This window comes from Photorhabdus bodei, from assembly GCF_003287735.1.
In the GTDB taxonomy this organism is placed as follows: domain Bacteria; phylum Pseudomonadota; class Gammaproteobacteria; order Enterobacterales; family Enterobacteriaceae; genus Photorhabdus; species Photorhabdus kayaii.
Map to the genome: position 1 here is coordinate 146,523 of NZ_NSCM01000007.1, position 12,161 is coordinate 158,683.

Sequence of the window (12,161 nt, forward strand, 5' to 3'; positions counted from 1 at the left end):
TTCAGTCATTAATGTGTATAAGGCAAAAGCATGTGGAAGCGCCTGATAACTAGTCTGTTATTCATCATAGGGATGCTGATACTGACAGCTATTGCACTTGACCGCTGGATTAGTTGGAAAACAGCCCCCTATGTCTTTGATGATCTCAAACAACTTCCTGAACGTGAAGTGGGTATAGTACTTGGTACTGCTAAATATTACCTCTCTGGCGCGCCAAATCAGTACTATATGTACCGTATTCAGGGAGCGATTAATGCTTATAACAGCGACAAAATCAAATATTTGTTACTGAGTGGTGACAATGCTCAGCAAAGTTATAACGAACCGGTAACCATGCGCAGAGATTTGGTAAAAGCGGGTATTCCTGCTGCAAATATCGTACTGGATTTTGCTGGTTTCAGAACACTTGACTCAATAGTCAGAACCCGGAAAGTTTTTAACACTAATGATTTCACGATTATTACCCAACGATTTCATTGCGAACGAGCCCTGTTTATCGCTATGCATATGGGAATTGATGCTCAGTGTTATGCGGTTTCCACACCCAAGAATATGATTACCGTTCGATTACGTGAAATCATTGCCCGCCTTGGTGCCCTGACTGATCTTTATATTCTGAAACGTGAACCTCGTTTCTTGGGTCCGTTGATCCCTATTCCTGCTCCGTATAAGGTACCAAAAGGTATGGCTGATTACCCCGCCGTAACTCCTGAAGAATTACGGTCAATGGATAAAACCCAGTTTAAGCCGACCGAGCCAACATCGCCGTAATCTCACGCCACCGCTGTTCTACTGGACCTTGCGGGTGACGACGTAACCACCAGCATGAAAAAAGAATATTCACCGCCCAAATGGGAAGAATAAATGCAAGCAATTCCAAACGGCTAAATTGACCAAAAAAACCAAGGTTATAAAACAGCAAGGTGCAGATTAAGGTTTGTAGCAAGTAATTACTCATCGCCATTCGCCCAACCTGATTGAGCCAGTAATTAATTCTCCAGCATGAAATGATCGGCCAGAAACCATATATTAAAGCCATATACCCCAGTGCCTGAAATGGCGTTACCAACTCAGCAAGGATATAACCGACAATACCTGACCAAAAATAATCCCAATTATGGGTATATTGGAGCACCACGGAGAATATCTGAACAGCAACACTGAGCGGTATCAGTATTAGCGCCACATTTCGATAATGGCTCACTGAAAATTCCCCTTTTAGCCAACCATTACGCATTAATCCAGCACCACATGACATAATACCGATAAGCTGCCAACCATACTGAACAAACAGCATGACCATCATCAACATGATCTGATTGAAACGCTCTTTTGCCGCCAGCCATCCACCAGACGTTTTCCAATATGTTTCGTATAACATCTGGAATTCCGTCGATTGCCAAGAAACATTATTAGATTCGCCGCTGGAAAAAAAGCCGAGAATAAACAATAGCATTAATCCGATCAGATAAAAAATAGCGCCTTTCATAAATAACCGGTTACTGGCGCTATTTTGGCTAATCAATTGAAAGCTGAAAAAACCTGCCAAACTATAAGAGAGCAAAATATCGCCATCCCAGAGTAGGATGCCATGTCCCATTCCAATTAGAGCAAGTATGGTTAATCGTGGATAATTCCAGATTTTGCCCCTTGGTAATAGTAGCTCTAATGCCGCACCAAATAAGAAGGCCAAAATACACAGGAACTTTCCCTGAACAAGGACGCTAAGTACAGACCAGACAATCAAATCAGTTAAAGAAGCTGAACCATTATATGCCGGATTCAAATAAGCAGCGGATGGCAAAGCAAAACCGGAGATATTGAGTAGCAATATCCCCAGTATTGCCAAGCCACGAATACTATCCAGTGAGTCAATTCTCTGGCAGGCCATTTTTATATCCCAGTGTAAAAATTACACATGGCGAATTGTGCGTAAAAACTCTTGACGGGTATTTTGACTAGATTTAAATAATCCCCCCAAGGAGGTTGTTGTCGTGGTACTGGTTGCATCACGGATGCCCCGCGCTTTCACACAGTAATGAACCGCATCAATCGATACGGCAACATTATTGGTGCCAAGGAGTGTCTGTAATGCAATCAAGATCTGCTGGGTCAGGCGCTCCTGAACCTGTGGACGTTGAGAAAAAAATTGCACAATACGGTTAATTTTAGACAACCCAATCACTTTATCTTTTGGAATATAGGCAACCGTCGCCTTGCCATCAATGGTCACAAAATGGTGTTCGCAGGTGCTGGTGAGTGTGATATCACGAACGGTCACCATTTCGTCCACTTTCATTTTATTCTCTATCAATGTGATTTTCGGGAAATTGCTGTAGTCCAATCCTGAAAAAATCTCATCGACATACATTTTCGCAATACGACCTGGGGTTTCTGCCAAACTGTCATCACGCAAATCAAGATTCAACAGTTTCATAACTTCCGTCATATGCTCCTCAATCCGCGCTTTGCGCACTTCCGGCGCCAATGCCTGACCACGCAAGGGCGTTTCAAGACCACGAGCTTCCAGCGCCGAATGCACAAGCTCAGCTTCTTTACTTAAGGATGACATTATTTTCTCCAAAGACATTACTTTCCATCATCTGGCGGGTAGTAAAATGGATGTTCAAGTCATAAATATACCCGTTATCTTTCAAGTTGCCTCTTTGTTGGCTGCACTCACCCCGGTCACATAGTTCGCTATGCTCCCGGGGATTCGCTCCCTTGCCGTCGCGATGCATCTTGAAATACATTGGGTATACATCACTGAAACAATCACAACTAACAGATAACTATTGCACACACTGTAAATGAGCACGTGGTGATTATCCAGTGATTGCTTTTCATAATTATATGAATTTTTTACACACGCACTTCACTGGTCGGTTCATTCCTGTTACAAACCAATAACCCGGCAATGACCAAGGTAATCAATGCAACATATAATGCTGGCTCCAATCTCCCGGTTATTGCGGTAGAAACCGCTGACAGCATCGGCCCAATAAGCTGCCCGACAGCATATCCGGTGGTTAATAACCCAGCCATATAACGGCTATGTTCTGGTGCTAATTCACGCCCATACTGAAACCCCATTTGCACCACACACATAAAACCACCACCAACCAACAAAGAGCTTAATGCCAGACCACCTATTCCCGGAATGATCTCAGCGATAAGAATGCCCATAGCCTGAATCCATAAAGTGATCGCAAGCCGGATTTGCGTTGTCAGCATATGACGGGTCAGAATAGCAAAACCGATGCCGATAACCGCGGCACCACCAAATATTGGCCAGACAAACTGTGCAAACAAGCTGCCAGGGAAACGATCACTTGCCATTTGTGAAAGAAAAGTCGCAGGTAAAATATAACCAAAGCCCGCTAAGCTGTAGCCCCATACCAGCCGCTTAATTGCAGGTGTCAAAGTCAGTTTCTTCACCTCAGCCTGTGAACGGTGTAACTCACCACTACGGGGCAAATGCCGACTAATATAGATACTGCAAATCAGCGCCAAAATGCCATACAACATCCATGCTTCGGAAGCACTCACTTGCCATGCTTGAATACCGATAGCAAGGATACCAGTAACGAATATCCCGACTCCCGGCCCCGCAAATATGGCAGCACTCAACGCAGGACGATTCAATTTAGCCAACTGTTCATTGGCCCATGATGTTACTAACACCAATGTCCAACCACTCGCCCAACCAATAAAAAAACGGGCGATACTGTGCAATATCGCCCCATACAATAGTGCGGAGAGCAATGTGATAATCACTGCTCCCCATAATCCGGCCCAAAGCCGATATTCAATCAAACGGCGCGCCCGCATTGCATCATAGGAGCCGGCCAGATATCCCAAATAGTTAAAAGCCGCAACAATACCGGCCCCAGTCAGACTAAACTGGAATTCCGCAATCATTAAAGGTACTTGAGGAGTGAAAGCAGTACGCCCAATTCCCATAGCGACGACCAGCGTCAAAAATCCACTCATTGCGATATGAAAAGCTAGGTAGTGGTGACTTTGTTGAGGAGACATTGAATTGTTCATAGCCATAAGATATTATTTTTTTAATTTATTTCTCACAATCCAAAACAGAAATCAAATACAATACACACTTTTAATTAACAAAATTCCCAGAAAAACGTAAATTATTTCTGCCCATAAATAAAAAATCAGTAAGCAATTAATTACAGTATCTGGAATGTCAACGTATACCCTATGGATTTCAAGATGCATCGCGGCGGCAAAGGAGCGAATCCCCGGGAGCATAGGTAACTATGTGACCGGGGTGAGTGAGTGCAGCCAACAAAGAGGCAACTTGAAAGATGACGGGTATATATGAATTTTCGTACTCTGCTCCACTTATTTACTTTACCTCTTCCAAGTTACGTCTATTAAGGTTAAATCGAGTTTTACAACACAACATTAGCTGAATTAGTCAGGCTTCCACACAATAATACCAAAATGGTACTAACAAACCTGTCTATAAGAGATATGATTCATCATGTCATGTACAAATATTAATTAAGGAGCATTGTTATGTATAAAGCATTTCAAGGTAAGACAGCCATTGTAACCGGTGGTGGAACCGGTATAGGACGGGCTATCAGTATTATGCTGGCGAAACAAGGTGCTGCGGTCGCAGTGATCTATTCACAAAGTGAACTTGAAGCGCTGGAAACAACAGAAGCCATTATCAAGGATGGAGGGCAAGCTATCGCGATAAAAGCGGATGTTGCCGACGAATCAGCTGTGCAGGCAATGATAAACACCGTCGTGGAAAAGTTTAGCGGGATCGACTATCTGGTAAATAACGCGGCGACAACCAGACAACTTCAATTTGAAGATCTTGATGCCATATCTAGCGATATTTGGGATACCATTATTGATGTTAATGTGAAAGGCACATTTCATTGTTGCCGGTATGCCGCACCTTATCTTAAAGCAAGAACGGGGAGTGCTATCGTGAATGTCGGTAGTATCGCCGGCGAAACAGGCCTGGGTTCTTGTATCCCCTATGCCGCTTCCAAATCAGCGGTTCACGGACTGACAAGATCCTTAGCTCGGGCACTGGCTCCATCGGTCAGGGTTAACTGCGTAGCGCCAGGTGCCGTTGAAACAAGATGGTGGAAAGGGAGAGAAGAGAAAATGCATACGCTTTGCACTTATTTGCCCTTAGAAAGAATTTCAACGCCAGAAGATGTCGCAGAAATAACCTTAATGTTGTTAAAAGCAGAATCGATGACAGGACAAATCATAACAGTTGACAGTGGTCAAACCTTATAATCTCTTGTCCGCTTTCTAACCTGGCTATGACAACAGCATAATTCCCTGACGCCAGGTTAATCGTGATGTTCTATACCCTATGGATTTCAAGATGCATCGCGACGGCAAGGGAGCAAATCCCCGGGAGCATAGCGAACTATGTAACCGGGGTGAGTGAGCGCAGCCAACAAAGAGGCAACTTGAAAGATAACAGGTACATATGCTTATTACCTGTTGCGGCATTTTGGATAACCGACACCAATATCGCCGCGTGTATGGAACATACGATCAAAATCAAATATCACTCACACATAGGATGATCTCTGCCATAATGCCTAATGAAAAACCTTATCTGGGAGCATCATTATGGATCACTGTCACACCTCTGGATTGATCTCTTTGCAGCAGGCGTTGGAAAAACTTCTGACGCAAGTTACACCACTGACTGATACAGAAACCGTCAACCTCCCGCAAACATCAGGACGCATTACTGCAACAAATATTATTTCTCCTATCAATGTGCCGCCTTTTGCTAACTCAGCAATGGATGGTTATGCCGTACACTATACGGATTTAAATAGCTGTAAGCCACTGCCTCTGGTAGGAAAAGCACTGGCAGGCGCACCTTTTCAAGGAGAATGGCCGGTTGCAACTTGTATCCGTATTATGACTGGCGCGCCTATTCCCACAGGTGCTGATACGGTCATTATGCAAGAACACGCAGAGATTACTGATGATAGCATCGTCTTCACTCAGCCAGCCAAGCAAGGCCAGAATATCCGTCTGGCCGGCGAAGATATTACTGAAGGTGCGGTGGTACTACCGGCAGGCAGCAAATTATCCACCGCTCAGTTACCGCTAATTGCATCTTTAGGCATCACCGACGTTGAAGTAGTTCGCAAATTAAAAGTCGCCATTTTCTCGACCGGTGATGAGCTACAAGCTATCGGTCACCCACTTAAGGAAGGCCAAATTTATGATACCAACCGTCTTGCCGTTCGACTAATGCTGGAGAAACTGGATTGCGACGTTATTGATTTAGGGGTTATTGCAGACAATCCCCAAGCCTTACGCCATGTTTTTGGTGAAGCAGATCAACAAGCTGATTTAGTTATCAGCAGTGGTGGTGTTTCTGTGGGTGAAGCAGACTACACCAAACAGATACTGGATGAATTAGGCGAAATCTGTTTCTGGAAACTGGCAATTAAACCGGGTAAACCTTTCGCTTTTGGCAAACTAAAAAACGCCTGGTTCTGTGGTTTGCCCGGTAATCCAGTTTCAGCCGTTGTCACTTTCTATCAATTAGTTCAACCTTTAATTGCTCGTCTATCCGGTTTTACGGCATGGCAACCCCCTATGCGTATGCGCGCCAAGGTCACCACACCATTGAAAAAGACGCCGGGAAGAATGGATTTCCAACGAGGTATTGCTTCGGTGAATGAACAAGGTCAATTAGAAGTCTGTACGACAGGGCATCAAGGCTCTCATATATTTAGTTCATTCAGTCAGGGGAACTGCTTCATTGTTCTGGAACGTGAACGTGGGCGGGTAGAAATTGGTGAAAATGTTGAAATCGAATTGTTCAATCACTTACTGAAAAATGAATAATGACCATTGAACTAACAGACACAGAAACCCTACGCTATAACCGTCAGATTGTTCTACGCGGGTTTGATTTTGACGGTCAGGAAAAATTGAAATCTTCGGCGATCCTGATAGTCGGTGCTGGTGGTTTAGGTTGCGCAGCATCCCAGTATTTGACCGCAGCAGGTGTGGGAACAATAACACTACTGGATTTTGATACTGTTTCTCTCTCGAACCTGCAACGGCAGATCCTGCATCGAGATGAACGTATCGGCATGGCTAAGGTGCATTCAGCCCAGTTGACGCTCCGGGTAATAAACCCACATGTCACGATTAAAACCGTTAATGGATTACTAGAAGATCAAGCGCTAGATAAACTCATCAACCAGAATGATGTTGTCTTGGATTGTACTGATAATGTGGCAATCCGCGAACAACTGAACCGCCTGTGTCTGGCAAGGAAAACGCCTCTGGTTTCCGGTGCCGCTATTCGCATGGAAGGACAACTCACTACATTTACTTATCAGCCAAATGCCCCCTGCTACCGTTGCCTGAGCAGACTGTTTGGCGAAAACAATTTGACGTGCGTAGAAGCGGGAGTTATGGCGCCATTGGTCGGCACCATCGGTACATTACAGGCAATGGAAACCATCAAACTCCTTACTGGATACGGCAAAGTCAGCAGCGGAAAGGTTTTACTGTTTGATGCAATGACGATGCAATTTCGTGATATTAAATTACTTAAAGATCCCAATTGCGAGGTGTGCAACAGCTAATCTATTTACCGATAGAAATAACACGCGATAGAAATAACACGCGATAGAAATAACACGCCCCGGTTATCTCAACCAGGGCGATTTATGCCACAAGATTATTACTCAACAATTCCTTGGCTTCTCAAATACTCATCATAAGTACCTTTGAAATCAATGACTTTATCAGATTTAATTTCCATAACTCGGCTTGCCAATGAGCTAACAAACTCCCGATCATGAGAAACAAATATCAAAGTACCTTTATACAATTCAAGCGCAAGGTTCAGGGATTCAATGGATTCCATATCCAAGTGGTTTGTTGGTTCATCCATTATCAGAATATTTGGCTGTTGCATCATCAACTTACCAAATAGCATCCGCCCTTTTTCGCCACCCGATAATACTTTGACTTTTTTCTTAATGTCATCTTGGCTGAACAACAAACGGCCTAATACGCTACGAACAGCTTGTTCATCATCCCCTTCTCTCTTCCATTGACTCATCCAGTCAAAAACCGTCAGATCACAGTCAAAATCACTGGCATGATCCTGAGCATAGTAACCAATGCTACTATTTTCAGACCATTTAACTGTGCCACTGGTTGGCTCTGTTTCACTAACGAGCGTTTTCAAGAAAGTTGTTTTACCAATACCGTTAGCACCAATAACAGCGAGTTTTTCACCAACTTCCAGCAAGAGATTAAGATTTTTAAACAGAGGACCATTGTCATAACCTTTAGTTAAACCTTCTATTTCCAGAGCATTACGGAATAATTTCTTATCCTGCTCAAAACGAATATAAGGATTCTGACGGCTGGATGCTTTAACTTCTTCCAACTGGATTTTATCAATCTGACGAGCACGGGAAGTCGCCTGTTTTGATTTAGAAGCATTAGCGCTAAAACGGCTGACAAAAGATTGTAACTCCGCAATCTGTGCTTTTTTCTTCGCATTATCAGCTAGCAGACGTTCACGGGCCTGAGTGGCGGCAACCATATATTCATCATAATTACCGGGGAACAGACGCAACTCACCGTAATCGAGATCAGCCATATGAGTACAAACTGTATTCAGGAAGTGACGATCATGGGAAATAATGATCATGGTGCTATTTCGTTCATTCAGTATTTGCTCTAACCAACGAATCGTATCGATATCCAGGTTGTTCGTCGGTTCATCCAATAACAGAACATCAGGATTAGAAAACAGCGCTTGAGCCAGCAATACCCGCAATTTCCAGCCTGGTGCCACTTCGCTCATCAAACCGTAATGCTGTTCTACTGGAATACCCACGCCTAGCAACAACTCTCCGGCTCGCGCTTCGGCACTATAACCATCCATCTCGCCATAAGCGACTTCCAGATCCGCAACGCGATAGCCATCCTCTTCACTCATTTCTGCCATTGCATAGATGCGGTCACGCTCCTGCTTTACCTGCCACAGTTCCGTGTGCCCCATAATCACGGTATCCAACACCGTGAACTCTTCAAAAGCAAACTGATCCTGACGCAGTTTACCAATACGCTCATTGGGATCGGTGCTGACATTACCGACAGAGGGTGTCAGATCACCTCCCAGAATTTTCATAAAAGTAGATTTACCGGAACCATTAGCGCCAATCAGACCATAACGGTTACCGTTGCCAAACTTGACAGAAATGTTTTCAAACAGGGGCTTACTGCCAAATTGCATGGTGATGTTGTTTGTACTTAACACTGCATTCGCTCTTACATTTAGAAACAAAAGGAAAATCGGAAAAATCGGTAGCGGCGCATTATGCCACAATAGTGTTAAGAGATCGCGGAGAGTTTTGAGCGTTATTCGAGCTAATTAATTTATATCGTACCGAAAATTCATTCGCTAAAACAGACTCCAGACTCGTGAGAAGCCCTGGAGTCCCAGGGCATTCCGCCAGCTTAAAGGCTTGCTTGCAAGATCTGGCGACTAATATCTAAAAATAGACTGCTTTGATTTTTTACTTTTAATAAAATAGCAACAAGCTTTCTATTGGTACTCTGAATGACAAAACGATACTGTGATTTAATTTGATGCGGAATGTGCTCTCAAATCAAACACGAAGAAGAAAATTAAGAAAAATCAATAATGACACACCGAAAATAAACATATTAATAACCAATGACATTACATTTATAACAATTTAATTTTTTTATGATATTTTCATCAAGGATGTAATAGTTCCTATAGTGAATATAATTTCATCTCATTATCCAAATATTTGTCAATCAATAAATCAATAAATCAATAAATCAATAAACTTCTTAGCAATAAGAAAGACTTATCAAATTAATGCGTTTATAGCCATTCAAAATAAATACAATCTATTGCTAAGTTATACTCATTCAATATTACAACATATTAACATCTCATCAAGATAATGATGAATTAATGTTCAAAAAACAATAAAATTATTATTCATTCATCATAGACCTAGCAATCTATTTTTGTTTGTCATTATAGTTGTTTTATATATTAGTTATTAAAAACATAGACATATTTTATCATTTATATCTGCGTTTTTAAGTACGAAAATATAATTAACCGGTTGTTATTTTATAATAAAACACAAAGAGCAAAAAAATTGACTTTTATCCGAGAGAAAAGGTATCTTAAAAAACATCGAGACAAAATAAATCTTTTTATCTACACCAATGAATAGATAGTTTGCTTTTAATTTTAGTCTTTTAAAAGATTAAAATTATCAAAAATGGTAATAAAATGGTGATAACGATAAATAAAAAGACTCAGATATAAAAATTGATTTTTAGGAAACATAAAGAAATGGAATTCTAATAAGAAGTAAAAATAAGCTATCAAATATAGCTAAGAAAGTTGGTTACGCCCCAAGTTATTTTATATAACCATAACAGGTTGAATTAAAATCTTGGAATTTATTAATTATATTTTTAAAATCAATCACAAGAGGTAATACTATGTCAGAGATCGAAGCAATCTCCTTAAAAGCACCAATCAGCGTTATTGCAAAAGTAACGAACAAATCAGTATATAAACTTAAACTTATTCAGGATTCTATTCGTCTGGATCAAGGTGAGTGGACCACTCTTCCTCCTCAAGTCATTAATAGAAGCAATGATAACACGCCTGGAAAAGCGATTTGGAGAAGTGATTCAAACAGCCTATTAGGTGGTGTTGCAGGGCGCTGTACCTATGTATTTGTAGATAGTAAAGGCGAAATCTATAGTATCTATATTACATGGAATAACCCTTTGATTGGCAGCAGCAGCTACTCAATCTCAACCGATTATTTAGGTGATGATTTACATTTATCCTATACAGCAGATGGCGGTAATAATCCAGTAGTAGAATATATGATTGTAAGCTAATACTTAATCACTAGTATTAACAACCATTCCTGTGAGAAGATATTTTAATTAATATCTATACAACAGGAATGGTTTATTTATTTCGAGAATTAATATCTTTCCTACCTTAATCAAAGGTGGATGCTGATTATTTTCCTCATTTCTATATCATCCTCTCTTTCATTAAAGTGGATCGTATCTCCATTAATGCTATCGCTTTTTCACCATAAAATGGATTTTAATATGTTTTTACAGAGGGTGCCCGATAAGTATTAAAACGATCGAGTAAGATAGCAGGATCTTGTTCAATTATTGCCATATAACGATATTTTTCATGCAAGAATTGTTCATCAGCCATTTTATTAATCATCGCAATTAGCGGATCATAAAAGTTATTAATATTAAGAATACCGCAAGGTTTCGTATGTAACCCAATCTGACTCCAGGTAAATACCTCACTGAACTCTTCCAATGTGCCAAAACCCCCAGGTAAAGCAACAAAACCATCAGCTAACTCAATCATTTTGTTTTTACGCTGATGCATAGTTTCAACAACGTATAATTCTGTCAGATTTTTATGTGATATCTCCCGCGACTCCAATAATGTCGGAATAACACCAATGACTTTTCCACCCTCTGCCAAAACCGTATTAGCAACAGTTCCCATAATGCCCACACTGGCGCCACCATAAATCAGTGTAAGATTACGTTTAACCAATTCCTTTGCGAAGATAATGACATTTTCTTTATAGATTTCAGATATACCCAGACTTGAACCACAATAAACAGCAATACTTTTCATTATCTCAGCTCCTGTTACTTTACCTTCACATGAAAAATAGGATTATACCTGTCATCCTTCAAGTTGCCTCTTTGTTGGCTGCACTCACCCCGGTCACATAGCTATCTATGCTCCCGGGGATTCGCTCCCTTGCCGCCGCGATGCATCTTGAAATCCATAAGGTATATACGTTAGTATCACAATCATACAACTCACTTATAAAACTGATACCAAGAAAAACAAAATAAAGACGGTTTCTTTCGCATTCAATATATTAGCATTAATCATAACTTATTCTTAATTATTATGATATAAAATCAAGCATTAACCAGATTGTAGTAAATACCTTCATCACTTGTCATCCCTAAATTATCAACATATTAAAATACAATGTAAATTTATACCAGAATTATATACCAATAATGAAATTTAA

Annotated in this window: 14 protein-coding genes; 7 read left to right on the plus strand and 7 right to left on the minus strand. The window is 41.1% G+C overall.

All coding sequences use genetic code 11. The annotated features are described in order from the left end of the window. Positions 1-30 precede the first annotated feature (30 nt). Positions 31-771 (plus strand): outer membrane permeability protein SanA, encoded by a 741-nt coding sequence (sanA, locus tag CKY02_RS07760; RefSeq protein ID WP_112894845.1) that lies wholly within the window; start codon positions 31-33, stop codon positions 769-771. Here sanA and yeiB read toward each other — a convergent pair. From yeiB to CKY02_RS07775, 4 genes are all read right to left on the minus strand, one after another. Then, the gene (gene yeiB, locus CKY02_RS07765; protein WP_112894846.1) at positions 743-1,891 is read right to left on the minus strand and encodes a DUF418 domain-containing protein YeiB; all 1,149 of its coding nucleotides are present in this window, start codon (positions 1,889-1,891) and stop codon (positions 743-745) included. The genes sanA and yeiB overlap by 29 nt on opposite strands. Before the next feature lie 21 nt (positions 1,892-1,912). Then, positions 1,913-2,572: a GTP cyclohydrolase I FolE gene (gene folE / locus CKY02_RS07770; RefSeq protein ID WP_112894847.1), complete on the minus strand. Its 660-nt coding sequence runs from the start codon at positions 2,570-2,572 to the stop codon at positions 1,913-1,915. 81 nt (positions 2,573-2,653) lie between these two features. Further along, positions 2,654-2,818, minus strand: coding sequence for a hypothetical protein (locus tag CKY02_RS24445; RefSeq protein ID WP_167405278.1), 165 nt, complete (start codon positions 2,816-2,818; stop codon positions 2,654-2,656). A gap of 44 nt (positions 2,819-2,862) precedes the next feature. Further along, the gene (locus CKY02_RS07775) at positions 2,863-4,050 is read right to left on the minus strand and encodes a YbfB/YjiJ family MFS transporter (RefSeq protein ID WP_112894880.1); all 1,188 of its coding nucleotides are present in this window, start codon (positions 4,048-4,050) and stop codon (positions 2,863-2,865) included. 154 nt (positions 4,051-4,204) lie between these two features. Between CKY02_RS07775 and CKY02_RS24450 the strand changes: the two genes are divergently transcribed. From CKY02_RS24450 to moeB, 5 genes are all read left to right on the plus strand, one after another. After that, entirely contained in the window at positions 4,205-4,345 is a 141-nt protein-coding gene (locus CKY02_RS24450; RefSeq protein WP_162120427.1) for a hypothetical protein, read from the plus strand. Between the two features lie 197 nt (positions 4,346-4,542). Then, entirely contained in the window at positions 4,543-5,289 is a 747-nt protein-coding gene (locus CKY02_RS07780) for an SDR family NAD(P)-dependent oxidoreductase (protein ID WP_112894848.1), read from the plus strand. A 65-nt stretch (positions 5,290-5,354) separates the two neighbouring features. Beyond that, the gene (locus CKY02_RS23700) at positions 5,355-5,588 is read left to right on the plus strand and encodes a hypothetical protein (RefSeq protein ID WP_146747409.1); all 234 of its coding nucleotides are present in this window, start codon (positions 5,355-5,357) and stop codon (positions 5,586-5,588) included. Positions 5,589-5,634: 46 nt separating this feature from the next. Continuing rightward, positions 5,635-6,876, plus strand: coding sequence for a molybdopterin molybdotransferase MoeA (gene moeA / locus CKY02_RS07785; RefSeq protein ID WP_112894849.1), 1,242 nt, complete (start codon positions 5,635-5,637; stop codon positions 6,874-6,876). Then, positions 6,876-7,628, plus strand: a complete 753-nt coding sequence (gene moeB, locus CKY02_RS07790; protein ID WP_112894850.1) for a molybdopterin-synthase adenylyltransferase MoeB — start codon at positions 6,876-6,878, stop codon at positions 7,626-7,628. Before moeA ends, moeB begins: the two co-directional genes overlap by 1 nt. A 98-nt stretch (positions 7,629-7,726) precedes the next feature. Here moeB and CKY02_RS07795 read toward each other — a convergent pair whose 3' ends face one another. Next, complete coding sequence (locus CKY02_RS07795) at positions 7,727-9,322, minus strand: ABC-F family ATPase (protein ID WP_112894851.1); 1,596 nt, start codon at positions 9,320-9,322, stop codon at positions 7,727-7,729. Positions 9,323-10,557: 1,235 nt separating this feature from the next. On the opposite strand from CKY02_RS07795, the gene CKY02_RS07800 reads away from it, so the two are divergent. Continuing rightward, positions 10,558-10,968, plus strand: a complete 411-nt coding sequence (locus CKY02_RS07800) for a toxin (protein WP_112894852.1) — start codon at positions 10,558-10,560, stop codon at positions 10,966-10,968. Between the two features lie 217 nt (positions 10,969-11,185). Here the strand turns inward: CKY02_RS07800 and CKY02_RS07805 are convergent, their stop codons facing one another. Then, the gene (locus CKY02_RS07805) at positions 11,186-11,749 is read right to left on the minus strand and encodes an LOG family protein (protein WP_112894853.1); all 564 of its coding nucleotides are present in this window, start codon (positions 11,747-11,749) and stop codon (positions 11,186-11,188) included. A gap of 58 nt (positions 11,750-11,807) precedes the next feature. After that, positions 11,808-11,939: a hypothetical protein gene (locus CKY02_RS26230; RefSeq protein ID WP_275658208.1), complete on the minus strand. Its 132-nt coding sequence runs from the start codon at positions 11,937-11,939 to the stop codon at positions 11,808-11,810. Positions 11,940-12,161: the final 222 nt, after the last annotated feature.